Here is a 15,808-nt window from a genome sequence, read left to right as displayed (position 1 = left end):
TTCCAGAGGCTCATCGGAATGGTTTGCACAACTTGAATTTGAACACATTCTTTTGCCACAGTAGCGTCCGTCTTACTATTACACATTTTCATAACACAAACAGGCAGAGAATCCAATCCCTGCCTGTCCGCATTCATAACATCTTATTCAACTTTCGCAATATCAATCAGTGTAAGCTGACGGATATCTGTATTTTCCAGACTTGTTACAAGTGCTCTTGCGGTATCCATAGCTGTCAGTACATTGACACCTGTCTCGATCGCATTACGACGGATCACAAATCCATCTCGTGCATGATCTGCTCCCTGCGGAGGAGTATCGATGACAAGATCGATCTCATGTCCAAGGATCAGATCCATCAGATTCGGTGATTCCTGCTCAATCTTATTGACCGGAATTGCTTTTACGCCGCCTTCTTTTAATGCATCAGCTGTACCGCGTGTTGCAAAGATACGGTAGCCGAGCGCCTCAAATCTGCGTCCGATCTCAACAGCCTCTCCCTTATCCTCATCACGAACAGTCATGATCATGTTCTTGTATTTCGGAAGGTTGATTCCAGCTCCAAGGAACGCTTTGTAAAGTGCCTCGTTAAATGTAGTTGCAATTCCCAGACACTCACCTGTAGACTTCATTTCCGGTCCAAGGCTGATATCTGCACCACGGATCTTCTCAAATGAGAATACCGGCATCTTGATTGCAATATAATCAGCTTCTTTCTGAAGTCCCGGTGTGTAACCCATCTCTTTGATCTTGTGTCCGATGATCGCTCTTGTAGCAAGCGGAACGATCGGGATACCTGTTACCTTACTGATATAAGGAACGGTACGGCTTGAACGTGGGTTTACTTCGATGACATAAACATCTTCGCCACATACGATAAACTGGATGTTGATCATACCAATTACATGAAGGGCTTTTGCAAGACGCTTTGTATATTCTTCAATTTTACGCTTTGTCACTTCGGAAATGCTCTGTGCAGGGTATACGGAAATACTGTCACCAGAATGGATTCCGGCACGCTCGATATGTTCCATGATACCAGGGATCAGGATGTCTGTTCCGTCACATACTGCATCGACCTCGATCTCTTTACCAACTAGGTATTTATCAACCAGAATCGGGTGATCCTGTGCAATACGGTTGATGATTCCGATGAATTCATCGATATCATGATCGTTGATCGCAATCTGCATTCCCTGTCCGCCAAGTACATAAGAAGGACGAACCAGTACCGGATAGCCGAGACGGTTGGCAACTTCTTTTGCTTCTTCAGCGGTAAATACGGTATCTCCCTTCGGACGCGGAATGTTGCACTGTGCAAGGATCTCATCAAAGAGCTCTCTGTCTTCTGCTGCATCTACGTTTTCTGCGGAAGTTCCAAGGATCGGCACTCCCATCTTCATCAGGGATTCAGTTAATTTGATCGCAGTCTGTCCACCAAACTGAACAACAGCTCCGTCCGGTTTTTCCAGATTTACAATGCTCTCTACATCTTCCGGAGTCAGCGGCTCGAAATACAGCTTATCTGCAATATCGAAGTCCGTACTTACAGTTTCCGGGTTGTTATTTACGATAATCGTCTCGTATCCTTCTTTTGCGAATGCCCATGTACAGTGTACAGAACAGAAGTCGAACTCGATACCCTGTCCGATACGGATCGGACCAGATCCAAGTACGAGGACTTTCTTCTTGCCGGAAGTCTCTTCTACTTCGTTCTGGCTTCCGAATACAGAGTAATAGTATGGTGTCTCTGCTGCGAACTCAGCTGCACAGGTATCAACCATCTTGTATGCTGCAACGATTCCGTTTGCATGACGCATATCGTGGATTTCTCTCTCATCTTTTCCGGTCAGTCGTGCGATGACATTATCCGGGAACTCGATACGTTTTGCTTCTTTCAGAAGTTCCGGTGTCAGTTCCTGTGTCTTCAGAGCCTGTTCCATCTCAACAAGGATTGCAATCTTGTCGATGAACCATTTGTCGATCTTTGTGATCGCATGGATCTCGTCATAAGAAATTCCTTTGCGGAGTGCTTCGGCGATCATCCAGATTCTGCGGTCATCTACGATTTCCAGTTTTTCCAGAATTTCTTCTTTGGAAAGTGCTGAAAAATCATAAGAAAGCAGGCAGTCTACATGCTGTTCCAGAGAACGGATCGCTTTCATAAGCGCTCCTTCAAAGTTATCGCAAATACTCATAACTTCTCCGGTAGCTTTCATCTGTGTCGTCAACGTTCTCTTTGCACTGATAAATTTATCGAATGGAAGTCTCGGCATCTTAACAACACAGTAGTCAAGCATTGGCTCGAAGCTTGCATAAGTTTTCTTTGTAACTGCATTCTTGATCTCGTCCAATGTATATCCAAGAGCGATCTTTGCAGCAACTTTTGCGATCGGGTATCCTGTCGCTTTGGAAGCCAGTGCAGAAGAACGGCTTACACGCGGGTTTACCTCAATTACGCAATATTCAAAAGAGTCTGGATGTAATGCGTACTGTACATTACATCCACCGGTAATATTCAGTTCTGTAATGATATTCAGTGCCGAAGTACGCAGCATCTGATATTCTTTATCTCCAAGAGTCTGGGAAGGTGCAACAACGATACTGTCACCAGTATGAACTCCGACCGGATCAATATTTTCCATATTACATACAGTAATACAGTTTCCGGCACTGTCTCGCATTACTTCGTACTCGATTTCTTTCCATCCTGCAATGCAGCGCTCTACAAGAACCTGTCCTACACGTGACAGACGGAGTCCGTTCTCAAGGATTTCTTCCAATTGTTCCTGATCATGTGCGATACCACCACCGCTTCCGCCGAGGGTATATGCCGGACGAAGAACAACCGGATATCCGATCTTATCTGCAAACGCAACACCATCTTCTATATTTTCAACGACCAGTGAAGCTGCAACCGGCTCACCGATCTTTTCCATGGTATCTTTAAATTCCAGACGGTCTTCTGCTTTCTTAATGGTTTCCGCCGTTGTACCGATCAGTCTTACATTATGTTCCTTAAGGAATCCTGCTTCTTCCAGCTCCATTGCAAGATTCAGTCCGGCCTGGCCTCCAAGGGTAGGAAGTACGCTGTCCGGTTTTTCTTTAAGGATCAGCTGTTCTACAACTTCTACCGTAAGTGGTTCGATATAAACGCGGTCTGCAATATCTTTGTCTGTCATGATCGTTGCCGGGTTCGAGTTCAGAAGTACAACTTCAAGTCCTTCTTCCTTCAGTGAACGGCATGCCTGTGTTCCGGCATAGTCAAATTCTGCTGCCTGTCCGATTACGATTGGACCGGAACCAATAACTAATACTTTCTTTATGTCTTTATTTCTTGGCATTATTTTGTTCCTCCCATCATATCCATAAATCTGTCAAACAAGTAACCAGAATCCTGTGGTCCCGGGCAAGCTTCCGGATGGAACTGTACTGTGAAAATATTCTTTCCAACGTATGACATTCCTTCGTTTGTCTTGTCATTGACGTTCACAAATGCAGGTACTGCAACGCTTTCCGGAATGCTATCAGCATCTACAGCATAACCATGGTTCTGGGAAGAAATATAAACTCTTCCTGTCTGCAGATCTTTTACCGGATGATTTCCACCTCTGTGTCCGTATTTCAACTTATAGGTCTTACCACCGTTGGCGAGTGCCATCAGCTGATGGCCCAGACAGATTGCAAAGATCGGGATCTCTGAATCGTATAATTTTCTGATTTCTTTAATAATGGAAGTGCAATCCGCCGGATCGCCAGGTCCGTTCGACAGCATGATACCGTCCGGATTTGCGGAAATGATCTCTTCTGCAGGTGTATTTGCCGGGTAAACGGTAACTTCACAGCCACGATCATTTAAAGATCTTGCAATGTTGTTCTTCGCACCAAAGTCCATCAATGCAACTTTTGGTCCATTGCCTTCTAAGACATATTTTTCACTGCAGGTTACTTTGGAAACTACATCTCCTACTTTGTATGCATGAAGTTTCGGAAGTACCTCATCCAGATTGTAATTTTCATTCGTTGTGATCATACCATTCATTGTACCCTTTTCCCGGAGGATTTTGGTAAGTGCTCTGGTATCAATTCCTGCAATTCCCGGAATATCCTGTTCTTTCAGGAAATCCTGAATTGTACCTTCACAACGGAAGTTGCTTGGCATTCTGGACAATTCTCTTACAATATAACCATCCGGCCACGCCTTCTTGGACTCCATATCCGGTGTAATACCATAGTTTCCGATCAGCGGATATGTCATGACAACGGCCTGTCCGGCGTAAGAAGGGTCTGTCAGCACCTCTAAGTATCCAGTCATTGAAGTATTGAATACAATCTCACTAATCATATCTTTTGTTGAGCCGATGCTTGTGCCTTCAAACACAGTTCCGTCTTCTAAAATTAGAAACGCTTTCATATGTTCACCTTATCCCTTCGTAATACTCTTTTATTCTCAAAAAAGGGGCACTCTTGGAGTCTTTTCAATTCCAGAGCGCCCACACTTTCTCAAATTGTAAAAAGTTTACCATATCTGGTTTCAGATTTCAATACCTATTTTCTATGTTTATTTTAAAGTGTAATTTTTTTAAAAAAGAGTTGCTTTTATTCAAAAATTTGATATAATATAATTCGTGACTGCGAAAGTAGTACGAATGCTGGAATAGCTCAGTCGGTAGAGCACTTCACTCGTAATGAAGGGGTCGTCGGTTCAAGTCCGATTTCCAGCTTAGTGACCAGTGAAAAAGGGAGTGCCTGTTTATCAGACATTCCCTTTTTTGTATCCGGCAGAAATGCCTATGATACCTTCACTGACTGTCCTATCGACCGGACATCTGTTTTTCCTGTTCTTCGATCATTTTCTTGACCATATAACCTCCGACAGATCCGTTCTGTCTTGAAGTTAAGTCTCCGTTGTACCCGTCTGATAACGGTACTCCCAGTTCACTTGCAACCTCGTATTTAAATTTGTCCAGTGCACCTTTTGCTTCTGGCACGGCTGCTCTGTTTGATGAACGACTTGCCATATTCATTTCCTCCTTTTTTGTAACATTTTGTTTTGTGTTACGCTCTTAGTATATGGAGAATAATCCAGATTACACTGGGAGGTTTTGTTAATTTTAGCATTTTTTATTTTGCAGTAAACTGCGCCAGATGAGTATGAAACATTTTAAGCTGAAGCATCACACATTTGGTATTCTTTGCATAAAAGCAGACTTTGGGAGAAAATTCAGATTATAATATAAAATCCAAGTCAGGATAATTCTGCAATTCTGGATACACCCACATAAATTTCGGAAATTTTATACCATGTACGGTAATCAACAGTTCCGGTTACCGGAAGACCGAACACCGACTGGAATTTGCTGACGGACGCTGCTGTTGCCGGGCCATAAATACCGTCAACTGTGATTTTCGGAATCACCGGGTATGCACCGGCAATAACATTTAGCTGTTCCTGCATTTGCCGGACTTTTGTACCAGAAGAGCCCTGGGAAAGGGTATACCCTGGCCATGAAGACGGAATGCCTGAAATTTCTTCTGCGGTGTTGATGTAAATATCATCTCCGTAATAATAGCGGAGGATTTCCGATGGAGAATACCCCTGATCACCAAGTGCTTTAGAACCCCATTGGGTCATCCATTTTGCCACAACCGATAAAGTTATTTCTTCTTATTTTAAGGGAATTGTAAGTCCTCATGTTTGGTGCTGTCAACCGTGATTTATTTCACCCGCAGTCTCTGACCAACATAGATCACATTCGGATTGCTGATTCCATTCAGCTGCGCAACCTTCTGGTAGGACGTGCCGTATTTAGCTGCAATACCGGAAAGCGTATCTCCGCTCTGCACGGTGTAATACTGTGCGGATGAAGCACCTGACTTACCGTTCACGATATTCTGAATTGTATTGTAGTCATATCCGGCAGCTGAAAGACGATTCTTTCTGTCGTTTCCGTTGCCCCATCTACCGGCAAGAACTTCCTGTGCGATCTGCTCATTCGATTTTCTGGCAAACGCAGCGTTAATCTTGTTCTGTACTTCCGTATACCGGCTACCGAGAACAACCTTTCTTGTGTCACCGTTACCATATTTACCGGATTTCGTCTCATTTACAAGCATATCTGCTGATGCGGAACTGATGTGATCAATAAATCCCTGTACTTCACTGTACCGCGATCCAAGAGCAAATTTACGTGCATCTCCGTTCCCGTATTTTCCCTGCATAACTCCAACTGCCAAATCCAGCGCAGGCCCTGCCGGAGCTGTTGCTGGATTACTTGGTGATACGTTATTTCCTTTACCGGCGTATTTATTCCAGTCTTCCCGGTTTCCATAGAATTTGTTCAAATCCAGATTTCCAGCCCATCCATTTAAACGCCCACACGAACTGTACTGTCGCATTACGCAGGTATAACTTCCTTCATTCCAAGGATGATCCTGATACCCCGTTGTATTCATGTCAGCGTACTGTGCTACCCAAAGCGGATAATTTCTGATTCCGGAAAGCCGGTTCATGGCACTCTGCTGGACATATACAATTGGATTGACCCCGGTTTTAGAAGCAACATAGTCACACCATGACTTCACCCAGGCATGATCATTTGTGCCAAATGCCGGATTCGTGTATGATTCCCAGTCTAAGATAAGAATCGCTTCTCCCACACGATTTCCAACCTGTTTTAAGAAATGGTCTGCCTCTGCCTGTACGTTTCCACCAGATGCATAGTGATAAATACCCAAGCATTTGCCTGCTGCTTTCGCCTGTGCATAGGCTCTCTCATAATCCGGGTTTACATAACCAGTTCCTTCAGTTGCCTTCGTGATCACAAAGTCACACGGAACAACTGTAAGATTAATCCCTGATTGATAGCTGCTTATATCAATTCCATTCATTGCCATAATACATTCTCCTTCCAAATAAAAAGAGGACGATTATTCGCCCTCTGAATCATTATCCACTTTCACCTGATCTTCTACCTGCGATCGGATGTGTTTCACAAGCGGCTGCATAAATGCCGGGATATTCACTCCCATGTCCTGAATATTTTCTAAAATACTGATAATCTCATTGCAGATCAGCCACATTGCCACGACACATGCCACCAGAAATGTGACTGGTGACTTCCAACCAATTGAAGTTGATGCATATAGAAGCATTTCATCAATAATCGCTCCCACAACTACCAGCAGCCACATAGATACCTTTTTGAAAATTCCTCTGATACTTTTATAGGAATTGATATCCTGTGCTCTGTATTTGCTTGCCATAAGTCCGGTAGCATAATCAATCAGATTACATGCCACCAGCAGAATCACCGGCACTGCAAGCACTCCAAGAAGCGCCGACAGGAAAGCAAATACTGCCGTAAAAATTGCCTTGATATAGTTTGCCTGTTCCACTTTCATGTACCTCATTCTTCCATTATTCTTCCGTTACCAGATTTTCTACTCCTGAATCGATCAGGATTTCTTTTACTTTGTCCTTTAAAAGTCTCGGTACCTGTGAATAAGTTTTCTTTCCTAACATAATCTGCTGTGCCCATAACATTGCCATCATTTCTTTTCCTCCTGAAATTTGTAATAATATGAATAAAATGGTTAATACAATTATCGTTTTACTGATATACCGTTTCAGACATTTCCAAAATGCATCCTTCGAGCATTTCATTTTTCTCCTCCGCTTTTTCGACTCTTGACTGCAGGTTCGTATTTTTCTCTTCTGCTTCTTTAAGTCGTGCCTCCAGAGCTGCTATCCGGCTGTCCGGATCTTCTCCTTCCCGGTACATCAGCACACCAAGGATGCCGGCTGTGTACTTCACGATTGCATCGAGCTTTGTGTAGTTTTCATACACAACAGTATCTTCATCCCGTTCGCTCACAGACATTCTCTTAGTTGTTGTCGAATCAGAGAATAAAGTCTTCAGCTGATCCTCGGATGCTGAAATGGTCTTGATCAGAAGTGCGCCATCCGTCTGCTCAGTGATCTGCTGGATCTGCAGTTCCTGACCATCATTGAATGTTATTTTCATTTTTCTGTTTACCCCTTTCTTCTTTCTTAGAGGGATTCTGAACTAAATAGCAATTTGGCAAATATAAAAGCAGATTTGATAAAAGCAAATAATAGCTTGAATGTCATAGGAACTGAATACTGGAGTGGCATAAAAGATAATTATTCATATTCTAAAAAAGAAACCTGGGTGAATAACGTGTCCACTGTGACCATTCCCGCCGGTACTTATATTTTTACACTAAAAGCAACTCCCTGTGCCAAAGGTCAAAGCTATGATGCGTTTATAATGGGGATAACTGGAATAAATTCAACGCGAACCCAAAATACGTTTTATATGAACTTTGGTAACGGTTTTTACCCAATATTAACCAGTACCTGTATCGAAAAAGTTCCTGCTGGCACATACGGTATTGCTTTTTGGAGCAGTCAACCTAGAAATGTAAATGGTATTGAACTCCGGGCAATCCGGATAAAATAATGACTATTTGCATATATAGCAGAATTCGTAATAAAAGATATCCCCTGACGATGCTTTTTGCCATCTAACCATAAGATCAACAGCACCGCTTTTACTAACTTCAAGGAAACAGTTGGAATAAGTATTATCTTGTGCTATTGCCACAGTATAAAGTTGTTTATTACAACATGGTACAGGTGCTCCGCTCGCAATGTTTAAAATGGAATATGTATTAACCGCTTTTGTAATCTTGGCACATCCATTGATCATTACCAGATTTCCAATTCTATTACACTCAATCCATGAATCGGGCGTTTTAACATTAGAAGTATTAAGTGTCATGTGATATGTATTTATAGCCATTAAATTACTTTCCATATTGGTTAAAATGTTATTTGCTTTTGTTAAATTGCTACTTAGTTCAGAATCCCTCCTTTTACTGGTTGATAAAGTTACATATATAAAAGTGCATAGCAAAAACACCCGACCAATGCCGAGTGTAAATAAATAAGTTTATTTACTTATGCGCTTAAATATTTAAAGTGATGATACCGTACACCTTCCTGATTCACTGTACAATATCGCATGGTTGTCTCTGACTTTGCGTGTCCAGCAAATATCATAGCCTCCTGCAAAGGCATTCCTCGGTTCAATGCATTTGTCAGAGCCGTCCTCCGGAATCGATGCGGATGCGCATTTTCTACGCCCGCCTTCTCTCCAATCCGCCGGATGATATCCTCAATTCCTGTTTTCGTCAGCCGGCTATTCGGTTTCTTGCTTCTGACAAATAGCGCCGGATCATTGTCTTTTCTGCTTTCCAGATATTCTTTCAGGTACATGTTGGTTCGTTCATTGATGTACACCGTCCTTTCTTTCGCTCCTTTTCCATATACAATCAGCTCTTTATTCGCATACCGGATATCTTCTCTGTTAATCTCTGAAAGCTCCGATACTCTGACTGCTGTGCTATATAGGAATTCTAGTAACGCTTTATCCCGAAGACTGCTGCATTTACGCAGCATCCGCTCCCGTTCTTCATCAGTATATGGTTTTCGGATCTTCTTTTCTACTTTGATAGATTCCACCAGCACCATCGGATTTCTCCGAATCCGGTCACGATCTCGCAGCCATCCGAAGAAACTGCTATACACTGCCCGGACATTCTTTAATGTCTGGTTTGCTACCTTGCGGATCATTTTATAAGTCCGCATGAATCCAGAGATATCTCCTGAATCTATATTCTTCACTGGCTTATTGATATAGGTCAGTAACCGAACTAGTTCATACCGATATTGCTTCACTGTCTTTGATGCTTTTCCTTCCAGTGCTTTACTCATCAGAAACTCTTCCAGATCCACTTCCCAGCTCCTGTCTACAACCTGCAGATCCGTTTCCTGAATTACTCTGCACCCGGTAAATGTCATCTGCAGCACTTCTTTTAGCTCCCGCAGCTGTACTTCATCAAGAATCAACTGCATTCTTCGCAATACATCCATTATTTTTGCTTCCATACGTTGCTCCTTTTTGCTTTCAGTATACCAACTGGCATACTGAATTAAGTAGCAATTTAACAACAATAGAGAAATGCAGATATCAGTTCGGCATAAGCAAGTCTCTGCAAATTCTACCTTTTATTTCCAGTTTTGTTATATATGTGCGTAGTGTTAAGAAAGTGGAATAAAAATACATCTAGTACCCCAACCACTCCAGTTTCCACCATTTTTGTATGATGTGATATGAATTCTATCACCCTTGGAACATTTTCCGGAAAAAATGGATGTCAGTATGTAGTAATTCCCGTTTTTTCCAATTATAACATCATTCAACTTGCAAGTGATTTCTTGCGCGTAAGTCCCACTATTCAAGTTCGAGTTTACTGCAACAACAAATGCATACGTAATGCCGGATTTTAAAAATTTGGTTGTGTCAAATGTAACACTTTCTGTTGACGTTGAATCAATGAATATTGGTTTCCTATTCTCTAAAACAGTGTTGGCTTTTGCAAGATTCGTATTTGTATTTGTCAATTTGCTATTTAATTCAGAAAGTCCATCCGTCACACTCAACAAACTCTTCACTTCTGTAACATTGATTCCGTCATAATGCACTTCAAAAGCCGGACAATCATCCACAAGATCTCCATTCTGCAAATTTCCCGAAGTGTATGCCGGCACTGCCGGATTACTTGCAACCGGTGTACCCTGGATCACCTTCCAACTGCAGTTTTCAACCTCTGTCTCTGCATTTCTGGTATACCGATTTACAATAAGATCAATCCTTTTCATTCCCTGACTTCCATTTGTCAGTGTAACCTCATCATAAGTACCAATATCCACGCAAGATATACAGCCGTGATGCGCCATCATCCCACTTCGGATTTTCAGCAGATTATTACTGCTAAGTTCCGGCTTCAGATTCTCTCCGCTTGTTATAATATAACTCCCCTGCCCGATAATCCCCTCCAGCATCTGCCGGAACTGCTGCGAAGTCACATGTGGTGATCCAGTTCTTCCAGATACAATTTTCATTCTTCATCTTCTCCTTCCAGTTTATAAGTAATTGATTCCACATCATTCGTAATCTCATAAATGATATTTTCGATTGGTTTTGACATATACATCCCAGTCAGGTAATCCCTGCCACCGACAATATCTCCAATCCCAACCTCGATTCCAAGCTTTGCAACATCCATCTGAAATGTCTTTTTATTCATCAGCTTCTGCAATTGTTCCACGGACGTTTTCTCCAGCTCTGCTGTTTCTGTGCTCGTATTTTCGTACACTGCTGAGATCTCATTCAGTCCTTTGTAATACTGCGTCTTTCCAATGCTTCCATCTTTCTGCACATACAGATGGAATATGTTCCTCTCCTGCATTTCCCCTTTTCCGGTTACGACCAGATGATTTACGCCATTTTGTTTATCATCCATCGTGAAATTCAGTCGACTGTCCTGTGACAATTCAATCTGCGCAGAATAATCAGTAATCGGAACTGCTTCAACCAGAATATAACATGGTTCATCCTGTTCTTTGATCAACCGGATCTGCAGGCGGTATCCAACACTTTTCAGCATTTTGGTAAGACCTTCCAGTAATGTGCAGTACCGGTCAAATTGAAAATTCTTTACAGATATACCCGTATCTTCTGATGAAACTCTGAATAATCCATCAAACTCCGGTTCGATCAGTGTTTTCATTAACTGATTCAGTTCTCCGGATACTGTTTTATAATCCGATCCGGCAGGCGGCTCGATCACCTTATACTGCAGTCTTCCCCGCCATGTGATTCCCTTCAGCTCCACATAATCCAGCGTTGTATCTGTCAGCACCTCTCCGATAATGCCTCCATATTCTGTCTCCGTAATATACACATAGCTTGAAAAGGTCAGCTCAGGGTACCAGTTCGACCTTGCAATCTGTACAGAGAATTCGTACTCGCCATTCGTATCCACTGTGATATTTGAGTCCAAAATCGCTCCCAGTTCTCTTCCATCACTATCTGCAAGAATGACATCTTTTACCACGGCGGCTCCCTCCTGTTCAAAAATAAAGTCAGGTCAAATCCATAATCCCCGGACCAGTTAATATTTAAAAGCCCGGATGGTATTCTCTCGAAAACAGTTTGTTTCTGTGCTCTCTGATTAAATAAATTTTGTACCGTTCCATTCGTCAAATACCTTCGGATCGTTCTTCTCTGGCTATCTATGATCAGATATTCCCTGCTTTCAAGCGTTACGAAAAACTCATAAGGATAATCGTTGATCAGAATCTTCGGATTTACACATGGTCCGTAAATGATCATCCGGTACTCGCTTGGAATGATGTGATCAACATCCCATGCTGCGATTCCTCTTTTTTCTCCGGAAAAATCAAACGGATAGTCATACTGAAAGTCGATTCCAGATGCTGCCGTTTCTTCCAATTGTGGAAAAAACTGTCTTGTCGCTTCTACTACCCATACAAGTTCCGGAGTCTGGAAGGTGATCTCCACTTCCGAATACACATACCCCTTCCATCCTTCTTTTGCTGACTTCAATACCTTGCATCTTAAATACGCACCGTTCACGTACAGTTTCCCGTAGGTATCATTTTCTGCATCAACCGCAATGATCCGGTATAGCTGCTCCATATTCGCCTGAAATTCTTCCCGCTTTCCAAACACATCAATCGTCACTGTTTTTTCATATCCGTCCGAAGACTCTGACCAGTCCGCATCGAACCAGTCAGTCTTCGTTGTACGAAAAGGAGCTTTCAAAAGATTCAGCTTTTCGCCGTTCATATTTTCATAATACACAATCATACCTGTGGCACTGCTCCTTTCGGTAATGGTCTGTCTATCCGTTTCGTATCCAGGAATACCGGCTTATTGCCATTTTCTTTTGCAATCTTCCTCTGGATACGTTCAAATCTGTCGTAATCAAATCCTTGATCCTTAAAGATCGGATTATTCTTTATTCCGCCTACCGTTTTATCCGAATTAACGGATGTTGTAAGCTGCACACTTCTTTGCAGACTCTGGACTGCTTTTTGTACTCCGGCATTCATGGATCCGACCGGAATATTCTTCTCAAATCCGATTCCCATACCAAGAGCCATCATCTTACCAACCTGGTCCCGGAATACTCTCGATGGAGAATGAATACCAAGTTTTGACTTGATTGCATCTAATGCGCTACTTGCCGCAGATGTTGCCGCGCTGATCAGGCTTCCTACCGCACTAGATATACCACTTGCAATTCCGGAAATGATATTCATACCAACACTGCCCCAGTTTACACTGGTAAATGCATTTTTGATCTGGCTGATCATGGATGGAATCTTACCAAGTAACGCCGGGATTCCCTGAACCAGTCCGACTGCGAGCTGCGTGATAATCTTCACACCAGTCTGTATGATCTTCGGCAAATTCGTGATAATCGTAGATGCTAGCTTGCCGATGATAACCGGTGCTTTCGCTGCCACCTGCGGAATCGCGTTTGCAATTCCCTGTGCCAAGCCTTCCATTAACCGTAATCCGGAAGTTATTAACTGCGGAAGATTACTGATCAGCGACTCAACCAGAGTCAGAATCATCTGTACTGCTGCCGGAATTAACTGCGGAAGTTGTGCGCCCAGGCTGCCTACCAGAGTTGCTATGATGCTTGCGCCTACGGAAATGAGCGATGGTAGATTTGCCGTAATCGCATTCATCAATCCCAAGATCAGGGTTGCACCTGATGAAATCAGTCCCGGAAGTGCTGCTGTGATTCCTGCTCCAAAGTTAGATATGATCTCCGGTCCTTTGGTCTGCGCCAGAAGCAGGATCTGGTCAATCTGTGTACCAAACTGACTGTAAACCAGTCCAAGACCGGCTACCACAACGGCTGCAACTGCACCGAAATTCATCAACCCTACAAATGACGGAATAAAGCCGGCTACTGTTCCAAGAACTCCCTGCAAAGCAGAACCAACCTGCCCGCCCCATGCTCCCAGATAACCGGCAGTATCTCCAAGTAGTGAAAACGCGCTTGTAATCCTGGGAATCTTTGATGCTATCGCCGATCCGATTTTTCCAACTGCCCCTCCGATTTTACCTGGGACACCGGAAACTACCTTGCCGATCTTTCCGACAGTAGCTGACAATTTCGGAGTCAGTACCTGAAACGGTCCTGTAATTGCACTGCCAAGCCCTTTCAGGCTACCCGTAAAATCTTTCTGAAAATTTGTAGCCGATTTTGTTGCGCTTTTGAATCCCTTCGGAAGCTTTCCAAGCTCAGACAAAACACCAGTTGTGAGTCCACTAAATCCCTCAACGGCTGTCTGTACATTACCGATCTGTGATCCGAATAATGAGATCACCGGTCCGGCTCCTGCAAGCACTGCTGCAGTCTTGCCAAGATTCATGAGCTCATCCGTACTCATGCTCTTCGTTTTCTCTGCGAGTCCGGCTATTGCATCAGTAAAGCTCTGTAAAAGCGGTACTTTATTGCCAATCTCATTGATAAAACCGACAAATCCATTGGAAGTATACGCATTATTCAGATCTTCCAAGGCTTTCACGCCAACAGATGCAAGCTCTTTAAGCGGTTCCTGAATGGATCCGTAGAATGCAATTCCAAGACCTTCTGCTTTGGACTTCAAACTGGTGATCTGACCAGCCAGATTGTCCTGCGCAACTGCAGCCATGTTCGCTGCTGCATCCTTGCAATTGTAGATGGAATTCTTCAGCTTATCAAAATCTCCGTCCGATGCATTTACGATTGCCAGCAGACCAGACATTGCTTCCTGACCGGCAAGCGAGGCTGCCAGCTGTGTCTGTTCCGCTTTGGAAAGACCTTTGAATCCGTTTCGCAAGTCGCCCATGACGGTATCCAGCGACTTCATATTACCCGCTGAATCCGTTAACGACACGCCAAGCTTATCCATTGCAGCCTGTGCCTCATCAGTAGGTTTTGCCATCCGACTGAGCATCTGCCTCAAAGAAGTACCTGCCTGACTTGCTTTGATTCCGGAATTTGCCATCAGACCGATTGCAACGGAACAATCCTCTACGGAATATCCCAGCGCCCCGGCTACCGGTGCGACGTACTTAAACGTTTCTCCCATCATTGCCACGTTTGTATTAGCATTTGATGAAGCTTTTGCCAGAACGTCTGCAAAATGTGTAGAATCCGAAGCTTTCAATCCAAAAGCAGTCAGCGCATCCGTAACAATGTCACTGGTTGTCGCCAGATCTTCACCAGACGCAGCGGCAAGGTCCATGATCCCTTTCAGACCACCTACCATGTCCTGTGTCTTCCAGCCTGCCATAGCCATGTATTCCATAGCCTGTGCGCTTTCTGTGGCTGAAAACTTGGTTTTCGATCCCATCTCCTTTGCCTTGTCGATCAGCTTTTGGAACTCATCTCCTGTTGCTCCTGAAATACTGGCAACCTTCGACATCTCCGCCTCAAAGTTCATTCCAACCTTGACGGCTGCAGTTCCGATTGATCCAACTTTATCGACAACCTTGGTGATCGCATTTCCTACGGCAACGCCTAATCCGGTAGTCGCAATCTTACTCAGATTTGAAATGCCTTCATTGAACCCATTCTCATTGATTTTGGTATCAAAATTCAAATATCCATCTGCCATACTATCATCCTTTCTGATAGCACGGCTCAGGGGCTCACAAGTGCTTACTTCTTAATTTTTATCTCCACCTCCCGTCGGCATTTGCGGCATTTCACATACAGTCCGCTGCACACTGCAGTATCTGTGTAAACAAGCAGATGCTGCCCGCAGTACGGACACGGATACCACTCACGCCGTGTCGGTATTTTAATTTCCATCATGAGAACATATCTCCAATCTCATAATCATCCA

14 protein-coding genes, 1 tRNA gene and 1 pseudogene are annotated in these 15,808 nt (G+C 43.4%); 2 read left to right on the top strand and 14 right to left on the bottom strand.

Annotated elements, in window-relative coordinates; all coding sequences use genetic code 11:
* Window positions 1-143: 143 nt before the first annotated feature.
* A complete protein-coding gene (carB, locus tag ACYQ5K_RS13165) occupies window positions 144-3,344 on the bottom strand; it encodes a carbamoyl-phosphate synthase large subunit (RefSeq protein ID WP_173687582.1) in 3,201 nt (1,066 codons plus the stop codon).
* A complete protein-coding gene (locus ACYQ5K_RS13160; protein ID WP_173687583.1) occupies window positions 3,344-4,414 on the bottom strand; it encodes a carbamoyl phosphate synthase small subunit in 1,071 nt (356 codons plus the stop codon). The genes carB and ACYQ5K_RS13160 overlap by 1 nt, the downstream gene beginning before the upstream one ends.
* A 237-nt stretch (window positions 4,415-4,651) precedes the next feature.
* Between ACYQ5K_RS13160 and ACYQ5K_RS13155 the strand changes: the two genes are divergently transcribed.
* Window positions 4,652-4,724 (top strand) — tRNA-Thr (locus ACYQ5K_RS13155).
* Between the two features lie 90 nt (window positions 4,725-4,814).
* Here the strand turns inward: ACYQ5K_RS13155 and ACYQ5K_RS13150 are convergent.
* From ACYQ5K_RS13150 to ACYQ5K_RS13125, 6 genes and pseudogenes are all read right to left on the bottom strand, one after another.
* Window positions 4,815-5,021, bottom strand: a complete 207-nt coding sequence (locus ACYQ5K_RS13150) for an alpha/beta-type small acid-soluble spore protein (RefSeq protein WP_022220917.1) — start codon at window positions 5,019-5,021, stop codon at window positions 4,815-4,817.
* 227 nt (window positions 5,022-5,248) lie between these two features.
* Window positions 5,249-5,638 (bottom strand): annotated as a pseudogene (locus ACYQ5K_RS13145) (peptidoglycan-binding domain-containing protein); the annotation flags it as partial.
* An 80-nt stretch (window positions 5,639-5,718) separates the two neighbouring features.
* The gene (locus ACYQ5K_RS13140) at window positions 5,719-6,897 is read right to left on the bottom strand and encodes a GH25 family lysozyme (RefSeq protein ID WP_459777743.1); all 1,179 of its coding nucleotides are present in this window, start codon (window positions 6,895-6,897) and stop codon (window positions 5,719-5,721) included.
* A 33-nt stretch (window positions 6,898-6,930) separates the two neighbouring features.
* Complete coding sequence (locus ACYQ5K_RS13135; protein ID WP_118219003.1) at window positions 6,931-7,404, bottom strand: phage holin family protein; 474 nt, start codon at window positions 7,402-7,404, stop codon at window positions 6,931-6,933.
* Window positions 7,405-7,420: 16 nt separating this feature from the next.
* Window positions 7,421-7,555: a CD1375 family protein gene (locus tag ACYQ5K_RS13130; protein WP_459777742.1), complete on the bottom strand. Its 135-nt coding sequence runs from the start codon at window positions 7,553-7,555 to the stop codon at window positions 7,421-7,423.
* 58 nt (window positions 7,556-7,613) lie between these two features.
* Entirely contained in the window at window positions 7,614-8,027 is a 414-nt protein-coding gene (locus ACYQ5K_RS13125) for a hypothetical protein (protein WP_459777741.1), read from the bottom strand.
* A gap of 54 nt (window positions 8,028-8,081) precedes the next feature.
* On the opposite strand from ACYQ5K_RS13125, the gene ACYQ5K_RS13120 reads away from it, so the two are divergent.
* Window positions 8,082-8,486 (top strand): hypothetical protein, encoded by a 405-nt coding sequence (locus ACYQ5K_RS13120; RefSeq protein WP_459777740.1) that lies wholly within the window; start codon window positions 8,082-8,084, stop codon window positions 8,484-8,486.
* Between the two features lie 500 nt (window positions 8,487-8,986).
* Here ACYQ5K_RS13120 and ACYQ5K_RS13115 read toward each other — a convergent pair whose 3' ends face one another.
* From ACYQ5K_RS13115 to ACYQ5K_RS13090, 6 genes are all read right to left on the bottom strand, one after another.
* Complete coding sequence (locus ACYQ5K_RS13115) at window positions 8,987-9,976, bottom strand: tyrosine-type recombinase/integrase (RefSeq protein WP_459777739.1); 990 nt, start codon at window positions 9,974-9,976, stop codon at window positions 8,987-8,989.
* A 153-nt stretch (window positions 9,977-10,129) separates the two neighbouring features.
* Complete coding sequence (locus ACYQ5K_RS13110) at window positions 10,130-10,993, bottom strand: hypothetical protein (protein WP_459777738.1); 864 nt, start codon at window positions 10,991-10,993, stop codon at window positions 10,130-10,132.
* A complete protein-coding gene (locus ACYQ5K_RS13105; RefSeq protein ID WP_459777737.1) occupies window positions 10,990-11,988 on the bottom strand; it encodes a hypothetical protein in 999 nt (332 codons plus the stop codon). Before ACYQ5K_RS13105 ends, ACYQ5K_RS13110 begins: the two co-directional genes overlap by 4 nt.
* A complete protein-coding gene (locus ACYQ5K_RS13100; RefSeq protein ID WP_459777736.1) occupies window positions 11,982-12,764 on the bottom strand; it encodes a hypothetical protein in 783 nt (260 codons plus the stop codon). The genes ACYQ5K_RS13105 and ACYQ5K_RS13100 overlap by 7 nt, the downstream gene beginning before the upstream one ends.
* Window positions 12,761-15,577 carry a phage tail tape measure protein gene (locus ACYQ5K_RS13095; protein ID WP_459777735.1) on the bottom strand — a complete coding sequence of 939 codons (2,817 nt, stop codon included), beginning with the start codon at window positions 15,575-15,577 and terminating at the stop codon, window positions 12,761-12,763. Before ACYQ5K_RS13095 ends, ACYQ5K_RS13100 begins: the two co-directional genes overlap by 4 nt.
* A 44-nt stretch (window positions 15,578-15,621) precedes the next feature.
* Complete coding sequence (locus tag ACYQ5K_RS13090) at window positions 15,622-15,777, bottom strand: hypothetical protein (RefSeq protein WP_459777734.1); 156 nt, start codon at window positions 15,775-15,777, stop codon at window positions 15,622-15,624.
* Window positions 15,778-15,808: the final 31 nt, after the last annotated feature.

The sequence above is a fragment of the Allocoprococcus similis genome, assembly GCF_054660775.1.
This window is presented reverse-complemented; position numbering and strand designations above follow the sequence as displayed.

Coding starts and splice junctions, on each gene's coding strand:
- carB (WP_173687582.1), bottom strand. CDS start 3,344: ATGCCAAGAAATAAAGACATAAAGAAAGTATTAGTTATTGGTTCCGGT.
- ACYQ5K_RS13160 (WP_173687583.1), bottom strand. CDS start 4,414: ATGAAAGCGTTTCTAATTTTAGAAGACGGAACTGTGTTTGAAGGCACA.
- ACYQ5K_RS13150 (WP_022220917.1), bottom strand. CDS start 5,021: ATGGCAAGTCGTTCATCAAACAGAGCAGCCGTGCCAGAAGCAAAAGGT.
- ACYQ5K_RS13140 (WP_459777743.1), bottom strand. CDS start 6,897: ATGGCAATGAATGGAATTGATATAAGCAGCTATCAATCAGGGATTAAT.
- ACYQ5K_RS13135 (WP_118219003.1), bottom strand. CDS start 7,404: ATGAAAGTGGAACAGGCAAACTATATCAAGGCAATTTTTACGGCAGTA.
- ACYQ5K_RS13130 (WP_459777742.1), bottom strand. CDS start 7,555: ATGATGGCAATGTTATGGGCACAGCAGATTATGTTAGGAAAGAAAACT.
- ACYQ5K_RS13125 (WP_459777741.1), bottom strand. CDS start 8,027: ATGAAAATAACATTCAATGATGGTCAGGAACTGCAGATCCAGCAGATC.
- ACYQ5K_RS13115 (WP_459777739.1), bottom strand. CDS start 9,976: ATGGAAGCAAAAATAATGGATGTATTGCGAAGAATGCAGTTGATTCTT.
- ACYQ5K_RS13110 (WP_459777738.1), bottom strand. CDS start 10,993: ATGAAAATTGTATCTGGAAGAACTGGATCACCACATGTGACTTCGCAG.
- ACYQ5K_RS13100 (WP_459777736.1), bottom strand. CDS start 12,764: ATGATTGTGTATTATGAAAATATGAACGGCGAAAAGCTGAATCTTTTG.
- ACYQ5K_RS13095 (WP_459777735.1), bottom strand. CDS start 15,577: ATGGCAGATGGATATTTGAATTTTGATACCAAAATCAATGAGAATGGG.
- ACYQ5K_RS13090 (WP_459777734.1), bottom strand. CDS start 15,777: ATGATGGAAATTAAAATACCGACACGGCGTGAGTGGTATCCGTGTCCG.